This window comes from Marinobacterium nitratireducens, from assembly GCF_014645375.1.
Taxonomy (GTDB): domain Bacteria; phylum Pseudomonadota; class Gammaproteobacteria; order Pseudomonadales; family Balneatricaceae; genus Marinobacterium_A; species Marinobacterium_A nitratireducens.
Genome location: NZ_BMLT01000012.1, coordinates 136607 through 162290, shown reverse-complemented (window position 1 = coordinate 162290; position 25684 = coordinate 136607). Strand labels below are relative to the sequence as shown.

The 25684-nt window shown below is 64.0% G+C and carries 19 protein-coding genes; 11 read left to right on the top strand and 8 right to left on the bottom strand.

Going from position 1 to position 25684, the window contains the following annotated elements:
- Nucleotides 1-6 precede the first annotated feature (6 nt).
- From malE to malG, 3 genes are all read left to right on the top strand, one after another.
- A complete protein-coding gene (malE, locus tag IEX85_RS20240; protein ID WP_188862444.1) occupies nt 7-1194 on the top strand; it encodes a maltose/maltodextrin ABC transporter substrate-binding protein MalE in 1188 nt (395 codons plus the stop codon).
- 63 nt (nt 1195-1257) lie between these two features.
- Entirely contained in the window at nt 1258-2796 is a 1539-nt protein-coding gene (malF, locus tag IEX85_RS20235) for a maltose ABC transporter permease MalF (protein ID WP_188862443.1), read from the top strand.
- 1 nt (nt 2797) lies between these two features.
- A complete protein-coding gene (malG, locus tag IEX85_RS20230; protein ID WP_188862442.1) occupies nt 2798-3688 on the top strand; it encodes a maltose ABC transporter permease MalG in 891 nt (296 codons plus the stop codon).
- Nucleotides 3689-4826: 1138 nt separating this feature from the next.
- On the opposite strand, the gene malK is transcribed toward malG, so the two are convergent.
- The 5 genes from malK to gap form a co-directional block, all read right to left on the bottom strand.
- Nucleotides 4827-5939 (bottom strand): maltose/maltodextrin ABC transporter ATP-binding protein MalK, encoded by a 1113-nt coding sequence (gene malK / locus IEX85_RS20225; RefSeq protein WP_188862441.1) that lies wholly within the window; start codon nt 5937-5939, stop codon nt 4827-4829.
- A 13-nt stretch (nt 5940-5952) separates the two neighbouring features.
- Nucleotides 5953-7584, bottom strand: a complete 1632-nt coding sequence (locus IEX85_RS20220) for an alpha-glucosidase family protein (RefSeq protein ID WP_188862440.1) — start codon at nt 7582-7584, stop codon at nt 5953-5955.
- 135 nt (nt 7585-7719) lie between these two features.
- On the bottom strand, nt 7720-10446 hold the full coding sequence (gene malT, locus IEX85_RS20215; RefSeq protein ID WP_188862439.1) for an HTH-type transcriptional regulator MalT: 2727 nt from the start codon (nt 10444-10446) through the stop codon (nt 7720-7722).
- A gap of 286 nt (nt 10447-10732) precedes the next feature.
- Entirely contained in the window at nt 10733-12181 is a 1449-nt protein-coding gene (gene pyk, locus IEX85_RS20210) for a pyruvate kinase (protein WP_188862438.1), read from the bottom strand.
- 42 nt (nt 12182-12223) lie between these two features.
- Nucleotides 12224-13228 carry a type I glyceraldehyde-3-phosphate dehydrogenase gene (gene gap / locus IEX85_RS20205; RefSeq protein ID WP_188862437.1) on the bottom strand — a complete coding sequence of 335 codons (1005 nt, stop codon included), beginning with the start codon at nt 13226-13228 and terminating at the stop codon, nt 12224-12226.
- A 201-nt stretch (nt 13229-13429) separates the two neighbouring features.
- Here gap and edd point away from each other — a divergent pair, with 201 nt between their 5' ends.
- The 5 genes from edd (at nt 13430) to IEX85_RS20180 (ending at nt 20311) form a co-directional block, all read left to right on the top strand.
- Nucleotides 13430-15253 carry a phosphogluconate dehydratase gene (edd, locus tag IEX85_RS20200; RefSeq protein WP_188862436.1) on the top strand — a complete coding sequence of 608 codons (1824 nt, stop codon included), beginning with the start codon at nt 13430-13432 and terminating at the stop codon, nt 15251-15253.
- Nucleotides 15254-15255: 2 nt separating this feature from the next.
- Entirely contained in the window at nt 15256-16218 is a 963-nt protein-coding gene (locus IEX85_RS20195) for a glucokinase (RefSeq protein WP_188862435.1), read from the top strand.
- A gap of 4 nt (nt 16219-16222) precedes the next feature.
- On the top strand, nt 16223-17098 hold the full coding sequence (locus tag IEX85_RS20190; protein ID WP_188862434.1) for a D-hexose-6-phosphate mutarotase: 876 nt from the start codon (nt 16223-16225) through the stop codon (nt 17096-17098).
- 121 nt (nt 17099-17219) lie between these two features.
- The gene (locus IEX85_RS20185; protein ID WP_188862433.1) at nt 17220-18092 is read left to right on the top strand and encodes an aldo/keto reductase; all 873 of its coding nucleotides are present in this window, start codon (nt 17220-17222) and stop codon (nt 18090-18092) included.
- 296 nt (nt 18093-18388) lie between these two features.
- Nucleotides 18389-20311 carry a methyl-accepting chemotaxis protein gene (locus IEX85_RS20180; protein ID WP_188862432.1) on the top strand — a complete coding sequence of 641 codons (1923 nt, stop codon included), beginning with the start codon at nt 18389-18391 and terminating at the stop codon, nt 20309-20311.
- 17 nt (nt 20312-20328) lie between these two features.
- Here IEX85_RS20180 and IEX85_RS20175 read toward each other — a convergent pair whose 3' ends face one another.
- The 3 genes from IEX85_RS20175 to IEX85_RS20165 all read right to left on the bottom strand — a co-directional run bounded on the left by IEX85_RS20175 (nt 20329) and on the right by IEX85_RS20165 (nt 23200).
- The gene (locus IEX85_RS20175) at nt 20329-20808 is read right to left on the bottom strand and encodes a methylglyoxal synthase (protein WP_188862431.1); all 480 of its coding nucleotides are present in this window, start codon (nt 20806-20808) and stop codon (nt 20329-20331) included.
- Between the two features lie 7 nt (nt 20809-20815).
- A complete protein-coding gene (pgi, locus tag IEX85_RS20170) occupies nt 20816-22480 on the bottom strand; it encodes a glucose-6-phosphate isomerase (protein ID WP_188862430.1) in 1665 nt (554 codons plus the stop codon).
- Nucleotides 22481-22639: 159 nt separating this feature from the next.
- The gene (locus tag IEX85_RS20165; protein WP_188862429.1) at nt 22640-23200 is read right to left on the bottom strand and encodes a TMEM165/GDT1 family protein; all 561 of its coding nucleotides are present in this window, start codon (nt 23198-23200) and stop codon (nt 22640-22642) included.
- A gap of 273 nt (nt 23201-23473) precedes the next feature.
- Between IEX85_RS20165 and IEX85_RS20160 the strand changes: the two genes are divergently transcribed.
- The 3 genes from IEX85_RS20160 (at nt 23474) to IEX85_RS20150 (ending at nt 25660) form a co-directional block, all read left to right on the top strand.
- The gene (locus IEX85_RS20160; RefSeq protein WP_188862428.1) at nt 23474-23788 is read left to right on the top strand and encodes a 2Fe-2S iron-sulfur cluster-binding protein; all 315 of its coding nucleotides are present in this window, start codon (nt 23474-23476) and stop codon (nt 23786-23788) included.
- 22 nt (nt 23789-23810) lie between these two features.
- Nucleotides 23811-25046, top strand: a complete 1236-nt coding sequence (locus IEX85_RS20155; protein WP_188862427.1) for an NAD(P)/FAD-dependent oxidoreductase — start codon at nt 23811-23813, stop codon at nt 25044-25046.
- 119 nt (nt 25047-25165) lie between these two features.
- The gene (locus IEX85_RS20150; RefSeq protein WP_188862426.1) at nt 25166-25660 is read left to right on the top strand and encodes a universal stress protein; all 495 of its coding nucleotides are present in this window, start codon (nt 25166-25168) and stop codon (nt 25658-25660) included.
- Nucleotides 25661-25684: the final 24 nt, after the last annotated feature.

Here is a 25684-nt window from a genome sequence, read left to right as displayed (position 1 = left end):
CGCACCATGAATAAGAACAAACTCATCGCCACACTGGCTCTGTCATTCGCCGCGAGCGGCTTCGGCGCCGCCGCCCAGGCGGCGATCGAAGAGGGCAAGCTCGTCGTCTGGATCAACGGCGACAAGGGATACAAGGGGCTGGCCGAGGTCGGCAAAAGGTTTACCGACGAGACCGGCATCGCGGTCGAGGTGTCCCATCCGGACAACGTTACCGACAAGTTTCAGCAGGCCGCGGCGACCGGCAACGGGCCGGATATCTTCATCTGGCCCCACGACCGTTTCGGCGAATGGGCCGCCAGCGGCCTGATCGTCCCGGTGGAGCCCAGCGACGAGGTCAAGAACGGCATCGTCGACTTCGCCTGGGATGCGGTGACCGTCAATGGCCGCCATTACGGTTATCCGATGGCCGTGGAGGCGATCGGGCTGATCTACAACAAGGCGCTGATCGATACCCCGCCGGCGACTTTCGCCGACGTGGTGGCGCTCGACAGGTCGCTCGCAGCCGAGGGCAAGAAGGCGATTCTGTGGGATTACAACAACACCTACTTCAGCTGGCCGCTGTTCGCCGCCGAGGGAGGCTATCCGTTTCGCAAAACCGCGGACGGCTATGATGTCTCCGACACCGGCGTGAACAACCCGGGCAGTCTGCGCGCCGCGGGTCTTTTGCAGGATCTCATCGACACCGGAGTGATGCCAAGGGGGGCGGATTACGGCGCCATGGAGTCCGCCTTCAACAAGGGCGAGGTGGCGATGATGCTGAACGGTCCCTGGTCCTGGGCCAACCTCAAGAAAAGCGGCATCGACTTCGGCGTCGCCGCTATCCCGGCGGTCGGCGAGCAGCCCGGCAAACCCCTGACCGGTGTACTGGCCGCGACCCTCAACGCCGCCAGCCCGAACCGGGATCTGGCGGTCGAGTTCCTGGAGAACTATCTGCTGCGCGTCGAGGGCCTTAAAACGGTCAACGAGGATGTGCCGCTGGGCGCGGTCGCCAACCGCGAGTTGATGGAGGAGCTGTCGCAGGACCCGAATATCTACGCCACCTTCAAGAATGCCGAGATGGGAGAGCCGATGCCGAACGTGCCGGAAATGGGGGCTTTCTGGTCGTCGATGGAGCCGGCGCTGAAAAACATCACCTCCGGTCGCCAGTCCGTCAAGGATGCCCTCGACGACGCCGCCAAGCGCATTCTCAATTAACGCAGCCGGGGCCGGTGCCACCCGCGGCGCCGGTCCCGCCGTCAATACCTGAAGGGTCTGGTCATGTCGAGTTATGCTCTGAGAAACTTTGCCGCGGGCAAAGGCACCCTCAATGTAAAGATCGGTTTCAAGCTCGCCGCGGGGCTGGCGCTGGCGCTCGCCGGCTTCTACCTGGTGGTCGCGCTCTACGCCCAGCAGCAACTGGCGTTCGCACTGCTGGCGCTGGTGGTGGTGAGCTCCGCCGGTTACGTCTACCTCAGCCGCCGTGCCTATGCCCACCGCTACGCCTATCCGGCGGTGGCCGGCATGGGCGTGTTCGTTATTTTTCCGCTGCTGTACACCGTCGGTATCGGCTTCACCAATTACAGCGCCAGCAACCTGCTGGACCTGGAGCGGGTGCAGGCCTACCACCTGTCGCAAACCTACCAGAGCGACAGCGGGCGTTTCCCGTTCCGGCTGTACGACGAGGGTGGCCGCTATCGGCTGTTGCTCGACGGGCCGGACGGAACGCTGGAAACCGCCCCGTTCGACTTCGATGGCAGCGACCGGCTGGTGCTCGAGCCGGACACCGGGGTGACGAGCGGCGAGCCGCTGGCGATGCGCGATATCATCAAACTGCGCAAGCCACTCTCCGGGCTGCGTCTGCAGCTCCCGGACGGGGACGAACTGAGCCTCAGCGGTCTGCGCGAATTTGCCGCGCGCCTGCCGGTCTATTCGCTGCAGGATGATGGCAGTCTGATCGACAACCGCAACGGCGAGCGCCTGACCATCGACCAGGATGCCGGCTTCTATCAGCGCGCCGACGGCGAGCATGTACCGCCCGGATTCGTGGTCGGCATCGGCTGGGACAACTACCTCAAGGTGGTCACCGATCCCAGCATCCGCGGTCCCTTCCTGGAGATTTTCGTCTGGACCCTGGTGTTTGCCGGCGGCACGGTGGTGTTCACGCTGATGCTCGGACTGGTACTGGCCAGTCTGCTGCAGTGGGAGCTGATGCGGGGCAAGGCGCTGTACCGGACCCTGCTGATCCTGCCGTATGCCGTACCGGCCTTCATTTCGATCCTGGTCTTCAAGGGATTATTCAACCAGAACTTCGGTGAGATCAATCTGGTGCTGCAGGGCCTGTTCGGCCTGAGCCCCGACTGGTTCAGCGATCCCGCCATGGCGCGAACCATGATTCTGGTCGTCAATACCTGGCTCGGCTATCCCTACATGATGCTGCTGTGCATGGGGCTGTTGCAGTCGATTCCGCAGGATCTCTACGAAGCCTCGGCGATGGACGGCGCAGGTCCCCTGGACAACCTGTTCAAGATCACGCTGCCGCTGATCATCAAACCGCTGACGCCGCTACTGATCGCCTGCTTCGCATTCAATTTCAATAACTTCGTGCTTATCACGCTGCTGACCGGCGGCTCCCCGGACATCATCGGTGCCAGCACGCCGGCCGGCACGACGGATCTTCTGGTCAGCTACACCTACCGCATCGCCTTCCAGGACTCCGGCCAGAACTTCGGTCTCGCCGCGGCCATCGCGACGATGATATTCCTGCTGGTCGGCGGGTTGTCGCTGCTGAAGATGCGTCTTGGCAAGATGGAGGTCTGATATGGCTATCGTACGTTCCCGCTCCACCCGTTACCGCGTCTGGGCCAGCCACGCGGGCCTGATCGCCTTTCTCGGCATTGCGCTGTTTCCGCTGATGATGGTGATATCGATCAGCTTTCGTGCCGGTAACTTCGCCACCGGCAGTTTGCTGCCGGAGCAGCCGACCCTGGAGCACTGGGCGCTGGCGCTGGGTTTCAACTACAGCCTGCCGGATGGGACCGTCGTTGAACCGCCGTTCCCGGTATTGCTTTGGCTTTGGAACTCGATCAAGGTGGCCACCATCTCGTCGGTGCTGATCCTGCTGTTGTCGACGACCAGCGCCTACGCCTTTGCACGGCTGCGTTTCGCCGGCAAGACCACGCTGCTGAAATCGATGCTGATCTTTCAGATGTTTCCGCCGGTACTGTCGCTGGTGGCCATCTACGCGCTTTTCGACCAGCTCGGGCAGTACGTCGACTGGCTCGGCATCAACAGCCATGGCGCGCTGATCGTTGCATCGCTTGGCGGCATGGCGTTGCACATCTGGACCATCAAGGGCTATTTCGACACCCTCGACAGGTCGCTGGAGGAGGCCGCGATCATCGACGGCGCCACGACCTGGCAGGCATTCCTCTACATTCTGTTGCCGCTGTCGGTGCCGATCCTGGCGGTGGTGTTTATTCTGGCCTTCATCACCACCATTACCGAATATCCGATGGCGTCGGTGCTGCTGCTCGACGTCGACCAGCTGACGCTGGCGGTCGGGGCGCAGCAGTATCTGTACGAGCAGAACTATCTCTGGGGCGACTTTGCCGCCGCCGCGGTGCTCTCGGGATTCCCGATCACGCTGGTGTTCCTGTACTGCCAGCGCTGGCTGGTTGGCGGACTCACCGCAGGCGGGGTCAAGGGCTAGCCGCTTACACCGAGCGATGACGCGGCGTTTTGCGCCGCGGCAACAAGGCGGATCTGCTCCCCGGGAGCAGGTCCGCCTTTTTTCGTTGTATGCGCCATACCGAAACCTGAATGCAGGGTGCCGTTGAGGGTAACGAAGCGCACCGGGCCGACGTCCGCCGATGCGCGTCTGTGCCTGGCTGAACGCTATCGTGGTCCGATAAACGGGGCTTGTGCAGGCTTCTGTCCAGGAATGTCCGTTTTGCGGGCGCTTTGGACGTGGGTAAAAAGCTTCGCGGCGGGGGCGCCGCTCCTACGATTTATCGGTCGCCCCTTGTGAGCATCCACAACGACAGGTCAGGACACCGATGGGTGCAGGCTACCAGCCGTAGGAGCTGCGCCCTCGCAGCGAAATGGCTTGCAGATGGGTGGATATGTTTTACCTTGTGTTCGCGGCGGGGCGCCGCCCCTACGATTTATCGGTCGCCCCTTGTGAGCATCCAACGACAGGTCAGGACACCGATGGGTGCAGGCTACCAGCCGTAGGAGCTGCGCCCTCGCAGCGAAAAGGGTTGCAGATGGGTGGATATGTTTTACCTTGTGTTCGCGGCGGGGCGCCGCTCCTACGATTTATCGGTCGCCCCTTGTGAGCATCCACAACGACAGGTCAGGACACCGATGGGTGCAGACTACCAGCCGTAGGAGCTGCGCCCTCGCAGCGAAAAGGGTTGGCAGCCGGGTGAACCCGTTTAACCTTGCGTTCGTGGCGGGGAAGTGCCCGTAAGTTTGGGTAGGCCACGCCTACGGCGGGACGGGGCGGTCGATGCGCGCCGCGGTCGCCGAAGCACCCGTAGGAGCTGCGCCCCCGCAGCGAAATGGGCGGGCAGCCGGGTGGAGTTGTTTAACCTTGCGTTCGCGGCGGGTGAAGTGCCCGTAAGTTTGGGTACGCCACTCCTACGGGCGGGACGGAACGCTCGATGCACGCCGCGGTCGCCAAAGCACCCGTAGGAGCTGCGCCCTCGCAGCGAAATGGGCTTGCAGCCGGGTGGAGATGTTTAACCTTGGGTTCGTGGCGGGTCGCCTGGTAGCCGTTTCCGGGAGCGGAATCGGGCGTGAAATGCGCGGCGAGACCGCCGCGCAGAGGGAGGCGGGGTGAGGTTTCAGTCGGCGAAGCCGGCCTCGCGATAGTGGCGCGGGCAGGCGTTACCGTCGCTGCTAAAGAGGTGACAACGGTTCGGATCGAGTCCGAGCGCCATGGGCTTGCGCTCATCGATCGGGACGTCGCCTTCGAGTCGCAGAGTGGCCGGGCCGACGCCCTCGAGCTCGAGGTAGACCAGCGTCTGGTCGCCGAGGCGCTCCACCGCTCTCGGCGTGCCGGGCAGGCGGGCTTCGGCCTGTTCGGGGTCGAGGCAGTGCTCGGGACGGATACCCAGCGTCATCGCCGCCCCAGCTTCGATGCCGCGGCTGTCGACCGGTATCGCCAGCAGCTGGCCGCCGGGCAGACGTATCTCGGTGAGTCGCTCGCCGGGGCGGTGCAGGCTGACGTCAATGAAGTTCATCTGCGGCGAGCCGATGAATCCGGCGACGAAACGGTTGCCGGGATAGTGGTAGAGTTCCAGCGGCGCGCCGACCTGGGCGATTCTGCCGCCGTCCAGCACCACGATCTTGTCGGCAAGCGTCATGGCCTCGACCTGATCGTGGGTGACGTAGATCATGGTCGAGCGAAGGCGCCGGTGCAGGCTGGCAATCTCGATACGCATCTGCACCCTCAGACCGGCGTCGAGGTTCGACAGCGGCTCGTCGAACAGCAGCACCTTGGGTTCGCGTACCATGGTGCGGCCGATTGCCACGCGCTGACGCTGCCCGCCCGACAGATCCTTGGGTTTGCGCTCGAGCAGCTTGTCGAGCTGCAGGATGCGGGCGGCGCTCTCGATGCGGCGCTCGATCTCGGCTCGTTCGGTCTTGGCGAGCTTGAGCCCGAAGGCCATGTTCTCCGCCACCGTCAGGTGCGGGTACAGGGCGTAGGACTGAAAAACCATCCCGACCGAGCGCTCCGACGGCGGCTTGTCGTTGACGCAGACGTCGCCGATATAGAGCTCACCCGAGCTGATTTCCTCGAGGCCGGCGATCATGCGCAGCAGCGTCGACTTGCCGCAGCCCGAGGGTCCGACGAAGACCACGAATTCGCCATTGTCGATCTGCAGGTCGATATTTTGCGATACCGGCACACCGGCATAGTTCTTGGATACGTTTTTCAGCGTTACGGTGGACATCGGGAACTCCGTATTATTGTTGTCTGGGAGCGGCGATCAGCACGCCGTAGGCCGGCAGCTCGGCAGTGCCATCGAGCAGTGTGCCGGCATTGAATGCCACTGGCAGGGGGAGCAGTCGCCAGTCGCCGGTCAGTTCGATCCGGCCCGGTTCGGCATCGAGGTTCAGGATCACCAGCAACCGTTCGTCGTCCAGCGAGCGGGTGAAGGCCAGTACCTTGTCGCCGCTATCGAGCATTTCGATGTCGCCGCGGATCAGTGCCGGGTGCTGCTGTCGCCAGGCGAGGAAGCGGCGGTAGCTGTTCAGCACGGACGTCTCGTCGCTCTGCTGACGGCTTACGGCCCGCTCGTGATGCTCGGCCGGTACCGGCAGCCAGGGCTTGGCGCTGCTGAAACCGGCGCCGGGCACGCCGGCCTGCCAGGGGTGCGGGGTGCGGCAGCCGTCGCGTCCCTTGAATTCGGGCCAGAAGGTGATGCCGTAGGGATCGACCAGGTCGTCATAGGCGAGCTGCGCCTCGGTCAAGCCGAGTTCCTCGCCCTGGTAGACGCAGAGGCTGCCCCGCAATGTCAGCAGCAGGGCCATCAGTTGCCGTGCCTGGGCGGCGGGGGCGCCATTGTCGCCCCAGCGGCTCATTACGCGCTCGACGTCGTGATTGCCGATAGACCAGCAGGGCCAGCCGTCGTCCAGGGCCTGTTCGATGGTCTCGACGGTATGGCGGATGAACGCGGCGCTGTGCTGCTCGGTAAGCAGATCGAAGGAGTAGGCCATGTGCAGTTTGTCGCCGCCGGCTGTGTAGTCGGCCATGGTCTGCAGCGAACGGTCGCATCCGACCTCGCCGACGCTGGTGGTGCCGGGGTAGCGGTCCAGCAGCGCCCGCAGCTTGCGCAGAAAGCCGAGGTTTTCCGGCCGGGTCTTGTCGTAAACATGGCTCTGGAAGGCGTAGGGGTTGTCGAGCCGCACACCGATACCGCCCTGGCGCGCGGCATCGCTGGCCGGGTTGTCGCGCAGCCTGTCATCGTGGAAGTAAAAATTTGCGGTATCGAGGCGGAAGCCATCGACGCCACGCTGCAGCCAGAATTCGACGTCCGCCAGAATCTGGTCGACGACCTCGGGATTGTGGAAGTTGAGGTCCGGCTGGCTGCTGAGAAAGTTGTGCAGGTAGTACTGGCGACGACGGCTGTCCCAGGTCCAGGCGGAGCCGCCGAATACCGACAGCCAGTTGTTCGGCGGCGTGCCGTCCGGGCGCGGATCGGCCCAGACATACCAGTCGGCGCGGGCGTTGTCACGACTCTGCCGGCTCTCGCGGAACCAGTCGTGCTGGTCGGAGGTATGGCTCAGCACCTGGTCGATGATGACCTTGAGCCCCAGTTCGTGGGCGCGCGCCACCAGGCAATCGAAGTCCTCCAGACTGCCGAACAGCGGGTCGACGTCGCGGTAGTCGGAAACGTCGTAACCGAAATCCTTCATCGGCGAGCGGAAAAAGGGCGAGAGCCAGATGGCGTCGACGTTGAGCGAGGCGACGTAGTCGAGCTTGGCGGTGATACCGGGCAGGTCGCCGATACCGTCGCCGTTGCTGTCGAAAAAGCTGCGCGGGTAGATCTGGTAAATGACCGCGCCACGCCACCAGTCGGGGTTCTTGTGGATCATGTTATGGCCTGCTCCGTTTGGGTCCGGGTGATGGGGCCATAATCGCGATTCGCTAACGCCGTCACATCCTCCCCGGCCGGTCTTTCGGGGGCGTATCGGCCGCTGAGGCGCGGGGAGGAGGCAGGGGTAGCACCGCTACTCCCCCTGGATCTTGGACAGCAGATCCGTTGCCAGATCGATGGCTTCGGCGCGGCTGGCGACACCGAGTTTCTGGTACAGGCTGCGGATATGGGTCTTGATGGTGGTGGGCGCGACGTCGAGCTGGGAGGCGATCTGCTCGTTCGGCAGACCCCCGTGAATCAGGCTCAGGACCTGCCATTCGCGCCGGGTCAGCGGCGAGGTGCGGATCAGCTCGGGCACATCCGGGCGGTTGATGATGTCCTGGATGATGGCTTCGTCGAGGGTGATGCGGATGGCGCGGCTGAACTGGCGCTGCTGCTGGCTGAGTCCGATCAGGCGTTCCGCCCGCTGGCGTTCGAGGTCCGACAGATCGCGCTCTGCCAGGGTCGCCTTGAGCATCACGATCAGCGGCTTGCCCAGGCGCAGGAAGCTGCTGATGACCCCCGTGGTGGTCGCCAGCGTCAGTGCTCGGTGCAGGTGGCCGAGCGCCGCCTCGCGCTGTTGCTGCTGCCAGTGCAGCAGCGCCAGATACAGGTGGTTGCGGTTCTGATCCATGATCAGGCCGCAGCGCTCGGCGTTCGTCAGGCAGTCGTTCAGCAGTCCGGCGGCAGCATCGTAGCGTTCCAGTGCCAGCAGCGCCCGCGCCCGGTTGCGGGCGTTGCACTGCCCGAAGTGATTGGTCAGCGCCCCCTGCACCGGAGCGGTATCGACCCAGCGCGCCAGGTTGTCGCGATCGCTGGTCTCCTCCCAGTAGGTAATCAGCATCGCCTGGGCGTTGGCGACCCAGTCCAGGTGGTAGTCCCAGCGCGCCAGCAGTTTCTGCATGCGCTGGATGTAGTCGGCGCACAGGCTTTGCCGTCCCTGGCTGTGCGCGACCTTGGCCAGCAGGGTGTAACACTGCAGCAACCAGCGCTCGCCCTGGGGTTCGAGGATCTCGATACCCTGCAGGGCGCACTGTTCGGCAGCTTCGAGGTGGTGCCATTCCCAGAGAATCTGGCCGCGGATACGGTGCAGGAACTCCAGCATGGGATTGGCGGGCAGTCGTTGCGACTCGGCGTAGCTGAAGGCCCGTTCCTGAAGGTTGTAGGCTTGCTGCAGATGGCCGCGGGCGATCGCCAGCTCCGACTGCTGGATCAGGGTCCACAGTACCAGCTGCGACGAGTCCTGGGCCCGCGCCTGCTGTTCGGTGTCGCCCATGCGGCGCTGGGCTTCGTCGAGGTTGCCGCGCACGAAATGCGCCTCGCCAAGCACCGAAAGCGCCGTGGTCCGGGAGCGGCGCATCAGCTCCGGGTTGAGCGACAGTGCGGTCTCCGCGAGTGTGATGGCCTCGTCCGTGGCGCCGACATTCATCGCCATCTGAGCCCGAATGGCACTGAAATCCCCCTGCAGCGTCTGCCATTCGTCTTCGTTGTAGATCGGCTTGAGGGTTTCCTCGGCCCGCTGCAACCACGACTCGGCCTCCTCGAAATGGTGCTGGCTCTGGGCCACCCAGGCGCTGAGCAGCGTCAGCAGAGGCTGGCGATGGACGCTGGCGGGGCTCAGGCGCTGCAGGCACTGCTGCAACAGCGCCAGCTGGCCCTCGTCGAACAGTTGCCGCCCGTAGCGAAGCAGCAGTGCCAGCAGTCGCGATTCGTCGCGGGCGGCGAGGGCGTGGTGCAGGGCCCGTATCGGGGCGCCGAGATCGAGCCAGGCATCGCAGGCGCGCAGGTGTCGCTCGCTGGTTTCCCTGGGCGACTGACGCTGCAGCAGCAACTGCAGGCTGCGGGCAACCAGCGACTGATAGCGATACCAGCCCGGGGCATCGTCACAGGGGCGCAGGAAAAGCCCTTCGCGCTCGAGCTGCGCCAGCAGTGCGGGGGCATCGTCGTTGCCGCTGACCCGTGAAGCAAGGCCGCTGTCGAAACGTTCAAGTATGCCGGTGTCGAGCATGAAGCGGCGGGGCGTTTCGGGCAGCGGCGCCAGCACTTCCTCGGCGATATAGTCGAGCACGTGGGGCTGGCCATCCTTCAGTGCATCGATAAACGCATCCAGCAGCGCCGGCGTCTGGCCGTTGAGGCAGGCCAGCTGCAGCGCCGACGCCCAGCCCTCGGTCCGGCGGGCGAGCCGCTCCACCTGTTCCCGGCTCACTTCGAACGGCAGTTCGCGCTCGAGCAGCGCGGCGGTCTCGTCGCTGTCGAAAGCGAGCTCGCCGCTGTCGATTTCGATCAGCCGTCGCTGAACACGCAGCTGGGCAACACCGAATTGTGGCTGGCTGCGGCTGAGGACGGCGACATTCAGATAGGGCGGCAGATGGCGAAGCAGTAACCGGATGGCGGCGTCGATACGCGGGTCGTCGATATGATGATAATCGTCCAGCACCAGTAGCAGCGGCTCGTGTTGTTCAGGCAGAGCATTGAGCAGCTCGATCATCATTGCGCAGGCATCCGTCGCGACGGGCTCCGGCGCCGGCGTAAGGTCCAGGCGCTCGCGCATGCCGTCACCCAGGTAGCGCATGAAGGCCTCGGCCTGGTTGTCGGTTGCATCCAGGTTGTACCAGAGCGTGTCGAGTTCGCGGCGTTGGGACCAGCTGTTTATCAGCGTGGTTTTGCCGTACCCCGCGGGTGCGCGCACCAGCAGCAGGCGTCCCTCGAGCGGTTCCTGCAGGCGTTCCGCGAGGCGGGGGCGCTCCAGGCTGTCGTTCGGCAGCGGTGGGCAGCGCAGTTTGCGGGCAGTTTTCAATTGCACGGCGATGTCGGTGGTCATCGTCAGTCCCTTTTATTCTTATGAGAGGGCGGTCTTTCGAGGCGCCAACGGTAAACGGACCGGAGCGACGTCACCTGCGGTGCCGCGCCTGCCTTCGAATAGGATAAAAAAAACGGGCAGCCGGGGGAATCCGTCCGGCGCCCGCGTGAAAGACCCTGTGTCCGTGAACCTTAAAGTGCAACCAATAAGAGCCTGTGATCAGACCGGACCTGGGGTCACTCCGAGGAGAGTGAGGTAGCGGCACCGGGAAATCCCGGTGCCCGGAGGGCGCCGGAGCGCCCTTTGTTCAGGGTATCAGCTGACCGACGGTCACCACCTTGAGGGTATTGGTGCCCCCCTGGGCGTTGATGTAGTCGCCCTTGGTGATGATGACCCGGTCGCCGTCGCTGACGACGCCTCGCGACTTCAGTTCGTCGACGGCGCGCTGGTTGATCTCGTTCGGCGGGATTTCCTCGCTGTAGAACGGGATCGTCTGCACGCCGCGATACAGCGCCACGCGGTTCTGGGTGTCCTCGCGCCGCGACAGCGCGAAGATCGGCAGCGGGGAGCGGATGCGCGACATCCACAGCGGCGTCTTGCCCGACTCGGTCATGCAGATGATGGCCGTGACGCCCTGCAGGTGGTTGGCCGCGTACATCGCGCTGAGTGCGATGGTCTCGTCGATCTCGCCGAAGCTTTCATTGATGCGGTGCTTGGAACGATGGGTGATCGGGTGGCGTTCGGCACCCATGCAGACGCGTGACATCGCCTTGACGGTTTCGATCGGATAGTCACCGGCGGCGGTTTCCGCCGACAGCATCACGGCGTCGGTGTAGTCCATCACGGCGTTGGCGACATCGGAGACTTCGGCGCGGGTCGGCATCGGGCTCGAGATCATCGACTCCATCATCTGGGTCGCGGTGATCACCACCTTGTTGAGGCTGCGGGCACGGCTGATGATGTGCTTTTGCACCGCCACCAGTTCGGCATCGCCGATTTCCACGGCCAGGTCGCCGCGGGCCACCATCACGCCTTCGGAGGCGCGGATGATGCCGTCGAGCACTTCGTCGTCGGCGACGGTTTCGGCGCGCTCGATCTTGGCGATCAGTCCGGCCTTCGAGCCGGTCGCTTCCAGCAGTGCGCGGGCTTCGTCCATGTCGGCGGCGTCGCGCGGGAAGGAGACCGCGACGTAGTCGACGCCAATCGCGGCTGCCACCTTGATGTCCGCGCGGTCCTTGTCGGTCAGGGCCTTGGCGGAGAGGCCGCCGCCGAGACGGTTGATGCCCTTGTTGTTGGAAAGCGGGCCTGCGACCAGCACCTCGGTTTCGACGCGCTGCGCCTTGACTTCGGTGACCTTCAGTTCGACCCGGCCGTCGTCCAGCAACAGGATGTCGCCGGGGCGGGCATCACGGAACAGGGCTTCGTAGTCGAGCCCGACCTGGGTCTCGTCGCCGGCGTCTTTGTCCAGGCTGGCGTCGAGGGCAAAGGCCTGGCCCTGTTTCAGCAGCACCTTGTTGTCGCGAAAGCGAGAGATGCGGATCTTGGGCCCCTGCAGATCTCCGAGAATGGCGACGAAACGTCCGTGCTTGCGGCTCAGTTCGCGTACCAGTTCGGCCCGGGCGCGATGGTCTTCGGCCTCGCCATGGGAGAAATTGAGCCGTACGACGTCGGCACCTGCGAGGATGAGCTGCTCGAGCGTTTCGGGACTGCTGGTGGCGGGTCCCAGGGTGGCGACGATCTTGGTTCGGCGTAGCATTAATAGCGCTCCTTCGGCCTTGGTATTCGGAATGGCGCCGGCTCAGGCCGGCGCGTTGATCAGGGCCAGGGTGTTGTCGAGCATTCGGTTGGAAAAGCCCCACTCGTTGTCGTACCAGGCCATGACCTTGACCAGGCGGCCCGAAACTTTGGTCTGGGTGGCGTCGAAGCTGGACGACAACGCGCAGTGGTTGAAATCGACTGACACCAGTGGCAACTCATTGTAACCCAGTACCGATGACGATTTGGCGGCAGCCTCGAGCAATGCGTTGACTTCCGTCACGCTGGTCTCGCGCTCGGCGATGAAAGACAGGTCGACCAGCGAAACGTTGATGGTCGGGACGCGCACTGCCATGCCGTCGAACTTGCCGGCCAGCTCCGGCAGCACCAGGCCCACCGCGGCTGCGGCGCCGGTCTTGGTGGGAATCATCGACTGGGTGGCCGAGCGGGCGCGGTAGAGGTCGCTGTGGTAGACATCCGACAGATTCTGGTCGTTGGTATAGGCGTGGATGGTGGTCATCAGCCCGCTTTCGATGCCGATCTCGCGCTGCAGCACCTGGGCCACCGGCGCCAGACAGTTGGTGGTGCAGGAAGCGTTGGAAATGATCTGGTGCCTCTGTCGCAGGCTGCTATCGTTAACCCCATAGACCACGGTGGCGTCGACCTCCTTGCCGGGGGCCGAAATGATCACCTTGCGGGCGCCCGCCTGAAGGTGGGCCGCCGCTTTGTCGCGGCTGGTGAACAGTCCGGTGCATTCGTACACGACGTCGACGCCGAGGGTTTTCCAGGGCAGTTCCGACGGGTCGCGCAGCGAGGTCGTCAGGATGCGGTCACCGTTTACGCTGATGGATTCGCCATCGTGCTCGACGACGCCCGCGAATCGTCCGTGGACGCTGTCGTACTGGAACAGATGGGCATTGATGGCGGCGTCGCCGAGGTCGTTGATGGCGACGACCTGGATGTGGTCACGGTAAGCGTTTTCATAAAGTGCCCGCAGCACGTTGCGGCCGATGCGTCCAAAACCGTTGATGGCAACCCGAATGGTCATGTTGTACCTCGCTCTCTGTAGATCGTCGTTTTGAATTATTTTTTGTAAAACTTACGAGAAAAATGTAAAAAAGGCAAACAATGTTTTTATAAATTGGTAAACTTACAAAAAATAAACACAGGGCGTTCATCTATTGCGTAACCGGGGAAGGGCTCCGGGCGCTGAATGATGGACGGCCGGGAACCAGCATCAGGAGTTGCCATGCACCCCACCGTCGAACAAGTTACCCAGCGCATCATCGACCGCAGCCGGAGCAGCCGCGGCGACTATCTGCAGCGTATGAAAGCGGCCGAAGAGAAGGGCGTGCATCGCAGCCGGCTCTCGTGCGGCAACCTGGCACACGGCTTCGCCGCCTGCGGCCAGGGCGACAAGCAGGCGTTGAAACTGACCAACGCCGTCAATGTCGGTATGGTGACCGCCTACAACGACATGCTGTCCGCGCACCAGCCTTACGAGCATTATCCGGAGCAGGTGCGAGAAGCGGTGCGCGAACTCGGATCTGTGGCCCAGGTCGCCGGTGGCGTGCCGGCGATGTGCGACGGCGTGACCCAGGGCCAGCCCGGTATGGAGCTGAGCCTGTTCAGCCGCGACGTCATCGCGATGTCGACGGCGGTGGCGCTGTCGCACAATATGTTCGATGCGGCGCTTTATCTCGGCGTCTGCGACAAGATAGTGCCGGGTCTGCTGATGGGGGCGCTGAGCTTCGGTCATCTGCCCACCGTTTTCGTGCCGGCAGGACCCATGCCCAGCGGTCTGCCCAACAAGGAGAAGGCACGCATCCGGCAGCTGTACGCCGAAGGCAAGGTCGGGCGCGATGCGCTGCTCGAGTGCGAATCGAGCTCCTATCACAGCGCCGGCACCTGCACCTTCTATGGCACCGCCAATACCAACCAGCTGGTGGTAGAACTCATGGGGCTGCACCTGCCCGGCAGCTCCTTCGTCAACCCCGGTACGCCACTGCGCGAAGCCCTGACCCGCGAGTCGGCGCAGCGCGCGGTGCGTAATACCGCCCAGAACGGCCGTTTCACGCCGCTCTACGAAGTCGTCGACGAGAAAGCGATCGTCAACGGCCTGGTGGCGCTGCTGGCCACCGGCGGCTCGACCAACCACACCATGCATCTGGTGGCGGTGGCGCGTGCGGCCGGTATCGTCATCAACTGGGACGACTTCTCCGACCTGTCCGCAGTGGTGCCGCTGCTGGCGCGCATCTACCCCAACGGCGAAGCGGACATCAACCACTTCCAGGCCGCCGGCGGCACCGCCTTCCTGGTGCGCGAGCTGCTGGCCGCAGGGCTGCTGCACGAGGACGTCGCGACCATTATGGGCCGCGGGCTGTCGCACTACACCCGTGAGCCTTTCCTCGACGGCAAGCAGCTGGTGTGGCGCGAAGGCCCCGAAACCTCGCTCGACGAAGCCGTGCTGCGCCCGGTGGCCGAGCCGTTCAGCCAGGATGGCGGTCTCAAGGTGCTCGGCGGCAACCTCGGTCGCGGTGTGGTCAAGATCTCGGCGGTGGCGCCGGAACACCGGCTGGTGGAGGCGCCGGCGATCGTGTTCGACGATCAGGATCAGCTGGCCGAGGCCTTCAAACGCGGCGAGCTCGAGCGTGACTTCGTTGCCGTCGTCCGTTTCCAGGGGCCCGGCGCCATCGGCATGCCGGAGCTTCACAAGCTCACCCCGTACCTGGGAACATTGCAGGATCGAGGGTTCAAGGTCGCGCTGGTCACCGACGGCCGCATGTCCGGCGCCTCCGGCAAGGTGCCGGCGGCGATTCATGTCTGGCCCGAAGCCAGCAAGGGTGGCGCGCTGGCGCGGGTGCGGGACGGGGACATCATTCGTCTCGACGCCGGCGCCGGCCGGCTCGAGGTGCTGGTGGACGAAGCGCAGTTCGCGGCGCGCAGCGACGCCTGCGGCGACGAGGTGCTGCGTCACCAGGCCGGTATGGGGCGTGAGCTGTTCGCTCCGTTGCGTGGCCAGGTAAACTGCGCCGAAGAGGGCGCCAGCATCTTCTTCGCCACGGAGAGCTGAACATGAGTGAATACGCGCTGGTGGGTGACATCGGCGGCACCAACGCCCGTCTGGCGCTGGTGAAGCCAGGATCGGTTGCGCTGGAAGCGGTGCGTACGCTGGCCTGCGCCGACTACGAGAACCTCGACGATGCCTGCTTTGCCTATCTGGCAGAGGTGGGTATCGCCGGTGTCGATCGCGCCTGTCTGGCGTTCGCCTGCCCGGTGCAGGGCGAACGGCTGCGCATGACCAACAATCACTGGGCCTTTCACCGCGGCGAGATGCAGCGACGCCTGGGATTGAGCGAGCTGCGACTGCTCAACGACTTTACCGCGATGGCGCTGGGTATGCTGCATATCGAGCCCTCGGACCTGCTTGAACTGGGAGGCGGTTCGGTGCTCGAGGGCAACCCCAAACTGGTGATCGGTCCCGGGACCGGACTCGGCGTCTCGGCACTGGTGCCGGCGGGGGATGAGTGGGTGCCACTGGCGACCGAAGGCGGTCATGTCGGATTCGCGCCGACCGACGAAGCCGAAGTGGCAATCTGGCGGCACCTGAAAGAACGCTACGGGCGGGTGTCGGTCGAGCGCATTCTCTGCGGCCAGGGGCTGGTCAATCTCTACCAGGCGCTTGCAGCCTATCATTCGCAGCCGGCGCCCCTGTCTCAGCCGCCGGAGATTACGGCGGCCGCGCAGGCGGGTGATACACTGGCAGAGGAAACCCTGAGCCGTTTCTGTCGAATCCTCGGCGAGCAGGCCGGCGATGCGGTGCTGACCCTGGGCGCACGGGGCGGTGTCTATCTGTGCGGCGGCATCCTGCCCCGCATCCGCGACTGCCTGATGGCGAGCGATTTTCGCCGGGGCTTCGAGGCCAAGGGCCGTTTCGCCGACTACATGAAGCAGGTGCCGGTGTGGCTCTGCACCGCCGAAATGCCGGGGTTGCTCGGAGCGGCGGCGGGACTCAACAATTCGCTGGCAGGGCGGTGACCGGATGAGACAGCAAATAGAGGCGTTATTCAGCGCCTTGCCGGATGGCATACACGAACAGCAGCTTCAGAACTTCGAGCTGTTGCTGATCAAGGGGAGCTGGGGCGAGCTGGCGCTCGCGCGCCAGGGTGCCCAGGTGCTGCATTTTCGCCCTGCCGGCGAGGCGCCGCTGCTGTGGATCAGCGACTGCGCCAAGGCGCCCCCGGCGCCGATCAGGGGCGGGGTGCCGCTGTGCTGGCCCTGGTTCGGCGATCACCCGTCGCAAGCCGGGCAACCTGCGCACGGAGTCGCCCGCACCGCCCGCTGGGACTGGAGACTGCAGAATGCCGGTGCTGACGGCGTGCAGTTGCGCGCTGAGCCGACGCGAAATCTCTGGTCCGGGCTCGAGGTCGGCCTCGAGGTTAGGGTGCGCGGGTCTGCGATCGAGCTGTTGCTGGAAAGCCGCAATGTCGCACAGCAGCCCGTCGAGCTGACCCAGGCGCTGCATTCCTATCTGGCGGTTGCCGACGTTGGCAGGATCGAGATCTTGGGGCTGCGCGACTGCGATTACCTCGACAAGCTGCGTGACGGTCGCAGGGCCAGCCAGGACGGCGAGCTGCGGGTCGAGTCGGCGCTGGATCGGGTGTATCGTCATACGGGTGTCACCGAAGTGCTGGATCCTGTGCTGCAGCGCCGCCTGCGGGTGGCAAAGTCGGGCAGCGGGTCTACAGTGGTCTGGAACCCCGGCGTCGGGGCCGCCGGTCTCAGCGATGTGGGGATGGATCAGCAGCCGCGTTTCGTTTGCGTCGAGGCAGCCAACACCGGGCTCGATCCGGTGCGGTTGGCGCCCGGCGAAAGCCGGCGGATCGGCACGGTACTGTCGGTCGGGCCGCTGGCCTGAGAGACGCCCTGTCGGCATGCCCGGGCGGGAAGCGATCACAGGGCCCTGACCAGGACCCGAATATAACAAAGGCGACGGCGCCGGGCGGCGACCGCTCGCCGAACCGGGAGCGAATGGAACTATGTTGGTAAGTCACGGAGTTGTCGATACGCCGCTGGTGCTTGGCATGATGCGTCTGTGTGAGCAGAAGCAGCTGTGCCAGCCTGCGGCGCTGGCTGACTGGATCGGGCGGCGTCTCGAGCAGGGGCTCAGCTGGTTCGACCATGCGGATATCTACGGTGATGGCCGTTGTGAGGAGCTGTTCGGCGCTGCCCTCGCCAGTCGGCCCGAGCTGCGGTCGAAGGTGCGGTTGATCGGCAAGTCCGATATCGTCAAACCGCAGCCGGGTGCTGCCGGGGTGTCGCATTACGATACCTCGGCGGAGCACCTGGTCGCCGCCGTCGACGGCACCCTGGGGCGGCTGGGCGTGGAGCGCCTGGACCTTTTCCTGCTGCACCGGCCGGATCCGCTGATGGATCCGGAAGCGACGGCACGCGTGCTCGAGCGGCTGCTGCACAGCGGCAAGGTGGCTCAGTTAGGGGTGTCCAACTTCCTGCCCGAGCAGTGGCGCCTGTTGCAGCAGGCGCTGGGTGCGCGCCTTTGCTGCAACCAGATCGAGTTGTCGCTGCGCGCCAGTCAGCCGCTGTTCAACGGAATTTCCGAGGCGCAGCAGCGCGACGGTCTGCAGTTGCTGGCCTGGTCGCCGCTGGCCGGCGGACGGCTGGAGGAGGAGCGTCTTGGCGAGCGCCTGGCGGAACTTTCGGCGCAGGCCGGCTGCGGTGCGGTCGGACTGGCGATGGCCTGGTTACGGCGTATTCCGGGACAGCCGGTGCCGGTGCTTGGCAGTTTCAGCGAAGAGCGGATCGCCGACGCCCTGGCTGGCTGTGAGCTGGACATGTCCCGGCAGGACTGGTTCGCGCTGCTGGAAGCGGGGCGCGGGCACCGTGTGGCCTGACGCGCAGGCCGGTTCAGGCCGAGACGCCTGAAGATGCTGTCGGGGCCGGTTTCGGCCTGCTTCGGCGGCGGCGCATTTTCTTGAGTGGCCCCCAGGGGCCTTTATCGTCACTCACCACTCACCACTCACCACTCACCACTCACCACTCACCACTCACCACTCACCACTCACGCCTCGCAATCATTTCTTCGCCAAGACCCCGGTGTGCAGAACAACCTGTCCAAATGGTTAAGTTTTTCCGGCGGCCGCCGATACAGCACGCTCAGGAAATTCCGATAACAACCTGAGGATTGAGAGTGCTGAGCAAACTGTCCATTCGCAACCGCTTGATCTTTCTGGTCAGCCTGTTGCTGCTGCTGGCGATGTCGGCGACCACCGTGCTGACTATCCAACTGGAAAATGCGCGTATTACCGAGCGGCTGCTGAGCCACGAGCTTCCGGCGCGTCTGCAGGCGATTCGCAGCGACATCCTCGCCGATATCAAACCGGCCATCGCGAACTCGCGACAGCTTGCCACCAGCCCGTTCGTGATCGACTGGATCGAAAACGGCGAGGCGCCGGGGCAGGTAAAAACGCTGATGCTGCAGCAATTGCGGACGATGGGGCAGCGGTTTGGCGCCGATACCGTGTTCCTGCGTACCGCCGGTCTTAACAGTGCCTATGACGAGGAGGGGCAGAAGACCTCTTTCGATCGTCATGATCCGGGCTTTCAGTGGTTCTTCGAAATGCTGGATGGCAATGTCGACGAAGCCCTGGTGTTCGATGTCGACAATACCGGCGTGGCGCGCTTCTTCGTCGACATCGCCGTGCGCGGCGCGGACGGCGCCTACCTGGGTGTCGCGGGGATGGGGATCAACGTCAGCGCGCTGGCCGAGCGAATTCGCGAATACCGTCTGGAGCAGACCGGCTATGTCTATCTTGCCGACAGCGCCGGGCGGATTCAGGTACATCCGCACCTGGCGCCCGGCGCAGCCCGGCTCGAAGAGCACGGGAGTGCCGGCGGGCTGCCGTCCGTCGACGGCGTGCGGACAAGCCGTATCATGAAGGACGGCGAACCCTGGATGGCTGCCTCGATCAGGGTGCCCGGGGTCGACTGGCATCTGGTTGCCGAAGTGCCGGAGAGCGAAGCGCTGGCGGCGGTGCATGACAGCACGCTGGTGTCCATTGGAATCGCCATTGCGGCGATACTGGCGGGTCTTGTGCTGACGGTGCTGGTCGCCGGTTCGATTGCCGGTCCCGTGGCGGCGGTGGCCGACCGGCTGGAGGCTGTCGCCGCGGGTGGCGGCGATCTTTCGATACGCATCCCCGTGCAAGGCAGTGACGAGGTGGCCCGACTGGCGCAGGGGTTCAATCGCTTTGTAACCCAGCTACAGACAATGATCGGCGAGATCGCCGATACTTCCGGCGCCCAGACACGAACCGCCGACCAGCTGCGCCGGACGGCTGACGACGGCTCCCGCGCATCGGCGGGCGTGCGCGACGAAACGACCCAGGTGGCAGCGGCGATCACCGAGATGGGGGCGACGGTGCAGGAGATTGCGGCCAGCGCCGCCAACGCGGCACGGATGGCGCAGCAAGCGGCGGACCGGGCCGGGGAAGGGCGTACCGAGGTCGAGCGCAATATTCACGCGATCGAGCAGCTATCGGGGCAGATGGGCGAGGCGGCTCAGGTGATCGGCGCGGTGGCCGACCACTCGGGCCGGATCGGAGGTATTCTCGATGTGATTCGCGGTATTTCCGAGCAGACCAATCTGCTGGCGCTCAATGCCGCCATCGAAGCGGCGCGGGCCGGTGATGCAGGGCGTGGATTTGCGGTGGTCGCCGACGAAGTGCGCAGCCTGGCTCAGCGAACCGCCCAGAGCACCGAAGAGATCCGGCAGATGATCGACCAGCTGCAGAGCGAGACCGGCAGTGCGGTGTCGGCGATGGGGATCGGACGCGAGCTCAGTGACAGCTCGGTGCAGGCGGTGCGCCGGCTCGGTGAAGTGTTCGGCGACATTGCGCTCAAGGTGGAGGATATTTCCGATATGAACCTTCAGGTGGCCGCGGCGACAGAGGAGCAGGCGTCGGTGGTTGGCGATATCGGCCGCAACGTCGAGAGCATCAACCTGGCATCCCAGGTCTCGTCCGAGGCCGCGGCGAGCTCGGCTCAGGCGGCACAGAGCCTGCACCGCCTGACCGGAACCCTGGAGGGCCTGGTGCAGCGGTTCAGGTACTGAGCGGGTGACGTGAGGTCTCAGTCGCCTGCCTCCCCGGAATCTCCGGTGCGCTCACGGATATACGCCTCGTAGTCCGGTACCCGGTACGGGTGGGCGCTGTCCATCAGCGGCGAACTTATGAGGAAGTCCGCCGAGCTGCGGTTGCAGGCGACCGGCACGTTCCACACCGCGGCGACGCGCAGCAGTGCCTTGACGTCCGGGTCATGCGGCATCGGCTCGAAGGGATCCCAGAAGAAGATCACCACGTCGATGCTTTGATCGGACAGCATCGAGCCGATTTGCTGATCGCCGCCGAGCGGACCGCTGATCAGTTTGTCGATTTCGATGCCGAGGTTGCGCTCGAGCAGGTGGCCGGTGGTGCCGGTGGCGACCAGGCGGTGCCGGCGCAGTCGCTCGAGATTCTGCTGCGCCCAGTCACCGAGTTCCTGTTTCATGTTGTCGTGGGCGATCAGCGCGATGCGCTTGCGCCCTGGCATGGTGATCAGTTTCTGCTGCATGGAAACCTCAATTCGCGGCCTCGGCCAATTTGCGGCGGCGGGCTTTGAAGTACTGGATCAGGTTGCGGGTCGAGCCATCGTGGCCATCCGACAGCTCGTCGCCGGTGAGTTCCGGCAGAATCTGCCTGGCCAGTGTTTTGCCCAGCTCCACGCCCCACTGGTCGAAGGAACAGATATCCCAGATAACGCCCTGAACGAAGATTTTGTGCTCGTAGAGCGCTATCAGTGCGCCCAGGGTGCGGGGGTCGAGCCGCTCCAGCAGCAGGGCGTTGGTGGGTCGGTCGCCCTTGTGCACCTTGTGCGGCACCAGCTTGTCGATCATCTCGGGTTGCAGCCCGCGCCCTTCGAGGTCACGGCGCACCTCTTCCTCGCTGATGCCGTTCATCAGCGCCTCGGTCTGGGCGAAGAAGTTGGCCATCAGGTTCTCGTGGTGGCCCCGGACCGGGGTGCTGCTTTCGATCGAGCCGATGAAGTCCGCCGGCACCACGGTGTTGCTCTGGTGCAGATACTGGTAGAACGCGTGCTGGCCGTCTATGCCCAGCGCTCCCCAGATGATGGAGCCCGTGGCGTAGGGCACCGGCTCGCCGTGGCGGTTGACCGACTTGCCGTTACTCTCCATCTCCGCCTGTTGCAGGTAAGCGGCGAAGCGAGCCAGTGGCCAGTCATAGGGCAGGATGGCGTGGGATGGCCGCCCGAGGAAGTTGTTGTTCCAGATACCCATCAGCGCCAGCAGCACAGGCGCGTTTTTTTCCAGCGGCTGGTCGCGGAAGTGGATGTCCATCTCGTGGGCGCCGGTGAGGAGTTCCTCGAACTGGCGAAACCCCAGGTACAGAGCGATCGGCAGGCCGATGGCGGACCACAGCGAGAAGCGGCCGCCGACCCAGTCCCACATCTGGAAACTGTTTTCGCGGCGGATGCCGAAGGCCTTGATGGCGTCGGTGTTGCTGGATACCGCGACGAAATGCTTGGCGACGGCGCGTTCGTCGAAGGCCGACGACATCAGCCAGTTTCGCGCCGTCTGGGCGTTGGTCATGGTTTCGCTGGTGGTGAACGTCTTGGACGCCACCACGAACAGCACCCGTTCGGGATTGAGCGGACGCAGAACGTTGGCGATCTCGACGCCATCGACGTTGGAGACGAAGTGCACCTTGATGCGATCGTCGGCGTAGGGCTTCAGCGCCTGGGTCACCATTCGCGGACCGAGGTCGGAGCCGCCGATGCCGATATTGACCACGTCGGTGATGCGTTTGCCCGAATAGCCGCGCCACTGTCCCTTGCGTACCGCGTTGACGAAGCTCTTCATACGCGTAAGTTCGCGGTTGACCGCGTCCATCACGTTTTCGCCGTCGAGGTAAACCGGGGTGTTGGTGCGATTGCGCAGTGCGGTGTGCAGAACCGCGCGGGATTCGGTGGAATTGATGCGGTCGCCATGGAACATCCGTTCGCGCCAGTTCTCGATGCCGGCCGCCCTGGCCAGCTTCAGCAGCCCTTGCAGCGTTTCGTCGGTCACCGGGTTTTTCGAGTAGTCGAGCAGGATGTTCTGCACCTGCAGCGAGTACTTTTCGAAGCGATTCGGGTCCTGCGCGAAAAGGTCGCGAAGGTGGACATCCCGGATCTGCTCGGCGTGCTGCTGCAGAAATTGCCAGGCATCGGAATCGGAGATGTGGGGCATGACGCGCTCCTTGTTGTTGTAATGGCTGTTACGGAGTTTATTGTTGTTAATTTACGTAACTATTACAAATATTTCAGGGCTCGTTAACCTTGATTTGTAAATTTATTTCATAAGGCCGGGTGTCGACACCCGGCGCAGGTCGCATTATCGCAAAAGCGATCAGTACGGTAAGAGTATGGTGGTGATGCCGAGCACTGCAAAGAGCGCGCAGGCGCTGCGTCTGGCCCAGACGAGCGGCAGGCGCTGCATTAGCCAGCGTCCGGCATACACGACGGGCACGTTGGCGGCCAGCATGCCCAGGGTCGTGCCGATCACAACCCAGGTGGTTGCGTCGAAGCGCGCAGCCAGCACGACGGTGGCGACCTGGGTCTTGTCGCCGATCTCGGCGATGAAGAACAGGATGCAGGTGGCGACGAAGGCGCCATAGCGCAGCACGCCGGTCTCGTCGTCGTCTTCCTTGTCGGGAATCAGCACCCAGAGGGCGACGGCAATGAAACTCAGGCCGACGATCCAGGGCAGCCAGTGTGGCGGCAGCCATTCACCGATCCAGGCGCCCAACCAGGCGGACAGGGCATGGTTTAACAGGGTCGCAACCAGGATACCGGCGATGATGGGCAGGCGGTGCACGAAGCGGGCGGCCAGAAACAGCGACAGCAACTGGGTCTTGTCGCCGATTTCGGCGATGGCGACAGCGAAGGTGGAGGACAGCAGGGCTTCCATGGTCGATATAATCCTCGGCGGGCTGATTCAGACGAACCAAGACACAGCAGACCGGCCCGCCAGGAGCAGTCTGTCGTGTCTCAGGTCTCATCAATCCCACAGGACGCGACTGCCATAAGCATGAGGCTTAAGTCTGTTGACAGCCGCTCCGGTCGCCGCAGCGACCGGAAGATTACTCCCCCAAGAGCGAGGCGCATTCTATGTCAGGGACGCCGTGGTTACAAGCCGCGAGTTGCAACTACACTTATCGAAACGATGCGCCGAGGAGACGTTATGGCAAGGATTACCTACCTGGAACCCGACGGAAAGCGTCATGAACTGGACGTGCCCGATGGCTGGAGCGTCATGGAAGGGGCTATCAACAATGACATTGACGGTATCGTGGCGCAGTGTGGTGGTGAGTGCAGCTGCGCCACCTGTCACGTCTACGTGGTATCGGGCGAGGTTGGCGAACCTGCCGAGGATGAACAGGATATGCTGGAGCTGGTCGCGGCCGAGCGCAAACCCAGCAGTCGCCTGAGCTGCCAGCTCACCGTAGGGCCGGAGCTCGAGGGCCTTGTCGTGCAGATTCCCGATACCCAGTACTAAGAGCGCAGGCAGGACCGAGGTGATGGCGGAGCGGCGATACGATCTGATCGTGGTGGGCGCAGGGCAGGCTGCAGCGCAGTTGCTTCAGGCGTTGCATCGCCTTGGCTGGCGCGGCTCCATTCTGTTGCTCGGGGAGGAGCCGGAATTGCCCTATCAGCGCCCGCCGCTGTCGAAGGAGTTCCTGCAGGGCGACTACGACGAGAAGCGGCTGGGTGTTCGGCCGCAGAGTTTTTACGACCGGGCCGGTGTGCGCTTCCTGGCCGGGATTCGGGCGGCGACGATCGACAGGAACGGGCATCGCGTGGTGGCGGAAAGCGGCGAGGCTTTCGTCTATGACAGGCTGGTACTGACCACCGGGGCGCGGGTACGGCGCTTGCAGGTGCCTGGCAGCGATCTGGACGGTGTCTGTTACCTGCACACCCTGGCCGATGCAAGGGCGTTGAAATCACGGTTTGAGCGCAGCCGCAGGCTGGCGGTGGTCGGAGGCGGTTTCATCGGACTCGAAGTGGCGGCGGTCGCGCGCGAGCGCGGCGTCGAGGTGCTGGTGCTGGAGGCGCAGGAGCGCCTGATGGCGCGGGCGCTGACACCGTCGATGTCGGATTATTTCGCTTCATTGCATCGACGACATGGGGTCGAGGTGCGTCTTGACTGCCAGCTCGAGCGGATCGACGGCAGCCAGGGCCGGGTATCGGCTCTGGTCACCAGCGGCAAAGAGACGCTGGCGGCGGATCTGGTGGTCGCGGGCATCGGCGTGCAGCCGAACCAGGAACTGGCGAGCGCCTGCGGCCTGGAGTGCGACAACGGCATCGCGGTGGACGAGTTCGGAAGTACCTCCGATAGCGATATCTTTGCCGCCGGCGACTGCGCCAGTCATCCCGATCGCAGGCTAGGCTGCAGGGTGCGGCTGGAATCGGTTCAGAACGCGACCGACCAGGCCGCGGCACTGGCAAAAGCACTGACCGGAGAGTCGTGTCCCTACGATGCTCTGCCCTGGTTCTGGTCGCATCAGTATGACGTGCGGCTGCAGATGGCGGGGCTTTCCCTCGGGCGGGACAGGGAAGTGCTGCGCGGTGATCCCGCCAAGGATCGTTTCTCGCTGTTTTCGTTTCGAAACGGGCGTCTGCTGGCCGTCGATTCGATCAATGCGCCGCGCGACCACAGCCTGGCGAGGCGGCTGTTGTCACGCGGTAACAGCCTTACGCCCGAGCAGGCGGCGGATGCGGAGTTTGCGCTCGAGAGGGCACTGGCCGAAGACTGAACTTAAAAGGAGGGCGATTGCTAACTGTTTGCAGCTTCCCTTGATCTGGATTCACGTTTTCCGTGGCCAGGTCCGCAATAATGCGCCAAGGACATGACGTTAAACAAAGGAGAGACACCATGTTGCCGGAAATCAAACACATTCTTTACGCCTCCGATCTCGGCGAGAATTCCAGACCCGCTTTTCGCATGGCGGTCAAACTGGCATCGGAGCACCATGCCAAGATTACCTTTCTTCACGTTATCGAGGCGATGAGCCCGTCGGCAGAGGCGGTGATCGAAACCTACTTCGAACCCAAGGTGCTGGAGGAAATGCGCCGCAGCGGCACCGAGCAGCTGAAAAGCCAGATGGTCGGTCGTATCGAAAGCTTCTGGACCGAGGAGTTGCCCGAAGGCGTCGAGTTTCCGCAGGGCAAGCCCGATGTGCGCGTCGAAAAGGGCAATGTCGAGGAGATGATTCTGAAGTCCGCCGGCGATATCGACGCCGACATCATTGTCATGGGTACCCGTACCCACTCGGCGCTGTCGAAGATGTTCCTCGGATCCAGTGCCCAGCGCGTGATGCAGCACAGTGACCGTCCGGTGTTGATAGTGCCGCTGCCGGCGGGTCACTGAAATTAGGGTTCTGCCAGCGGGGCT

Bases quoted from the DNA above. Each gene is read 5' to 3' on its own strand.
- malE (WP_188862444.1), top strand. From the start codon at position 7: ATGAATAAGAACAAACTCATCGCCACACTGGCTCTGTCATTCGCCGCG.
- malF (WP_188862443.1), top strand. From the start codon at position 1,258: ATGTCGAGTTATGCTCTGAGAAACTTTGCCGCGGGCAAAGGCACCCTC.
- malG (WP_188862442.1), top strand. From the start codon at position 2,798: ATGGCTATCGTACGTTCCCGCTCCACCCGTTACCGCGTCTGGGCCAGC.
- malK (WP_188862441.1), bottom strand. From the start codon at position 5,939: ATGTCCACCGTAACGCTGAAAAACGTATCCAAGAACTATGCCGGTGTG.
- IEX85_RS20220 (WP_188862440.1), bottom strand. From the start codon at position 7,584: ATGATCCACAAGAACCCCGACTGGTGGCGTGGCGCGGTCATTTACCAG.
- malT (WP_188862439.1), bottom strand. From the start codon at position 10,446: ATGACCACCGACATCGCCGTGCAATTGAAAACTGCCCGCAAACTGCGC.
- pyk (WP_188862438.1), bottom strand. From the start codon at position 12,181: ATGCTACGCCGAACCAAGATCGTCGCCACCCTGGGACCCGCCACCAGC.
- gap (WP_188862437.1), bottom strand. From the start codon at position 13,228: ATGACCATTCGGGTTGCCATCAACGGTTTTGGACGCATCGGCCGCAAC.
- edd (WP_188862436.1), top strand. From the start codon at position 13,430: ATGCACCCCACCGTCGAACAAGTTACCCAGCGCATCATCGACCGCAGC.
- IEX85_RS20195 (WP_188862435.1), top strand. From the start codon at position 15,256: ATGAGTGAATACGCGCTGGTGGGTGACATCGGCGGCACCAACGCCCGT.
- IEX85_RS20190 (WP_188862434.1), top strand. From the start codon at position 16,223: ATGAGACAGCAAATAGAGGCGTTATTCAGCGCCTTGCCGGATGGCATA.
- IEX85_RS20185 (WP_188862433.1), top strand. From the start codon at position 17,220: ATGTTGGTAAGTCACGGAGTTGTCGATACGCCGCTGGTGCTTGGCATG.
- IEX85_RS20175 (WP_188862431.1), bottom strand. From the start codon at position 20,808: ATGCAGCAGAAACTGATCACCATGCCAGGGCGCAAGCGCATCGCGCTG.
- pgi (WP_188862430.1), bottom strand. From the start codon at position 22,480: ATGCCCCACATCTCCGATTCCGATGCCTGGCAATTTCTGCAGCAGCAC.
- IEX85_RS20165 (WP_188862429.1), bottom strand. From the start codon at position 23,200: ATGGAAGCCCTGCTGTCCTCCACCTTCGCTGTCGCCATCGCCGAAATC.
- IEX85_RS20160 (WP_188862428.1), top strand. From the start codon at position 23,474: ATGGCAAGGATTACCTACCTGGAACCCGACGGAAAGCGTCATGAACTG.
- IEX85_RS20155 (WP_188862427.1), top strand. From the start codon at position 23,811: ATGGCGGAGCGGCGATACGATCTGATCGTGGTGGGCGCAGGGCAGGCT.
- IEX85_RS20150 (WP_188862426.1), top strand. From the start codon at position 25,166: ATGTTGCCGGAAATCAAACACATTCTTTACGCCTCCGATCTCGGCGAG.